1 protein-coding gene is annotated in these 305 nt (G+C 41.6%); it reads right to left on the minus strand.

Annotated features, from left to right (window positions below):
* On the minus strand, nt 1–305 hold a 305-nt coding region (locus FC07_RS12040; RefSeq protein ID WP_157050163.1), incomplete at both ends, for an IS30 family transposase.

A 305-nucleotide genomic window follows, 5' to 3' on the forward strand; every position in this document is an offset into this window, starting at 1 on the left:
CTGGTTAATTTGGAGTAACGTCGTCGTTAAATCTTGAGCACTAATGTGCTCAAAACGAGTCCCTTTAGGATAAAAATAACGTAAATTCCGATTAAAGCGTTCATTACTACCACGTTCAGCTGGCGTATAAGCATGGCAGTAATAGGTCTTAATACCATATTGTGATTCAAGTGATACTAGCCCACTAAACTCAGTGCCACGGTCCACAGTAAAGCTGTGCACCGGACCATTAAAAGTGGTTAGGAACTTAGTTAGTGCTTCATTAACAGTCGCTGTCGTCCGATCTTTTAACCGGTATGCCCAAA

The sequence above is a fragment of the Loigolactobacillus bifermentans DSM 20003 genome (assembly GCF_001434575.1).
Classification (GTDB): Bacteria; Bacillota; Bacilli; order Lactobacillales; family Lactobacillaceae; genus Loigolactobacillus; species Loigolactobacillus bifermentans.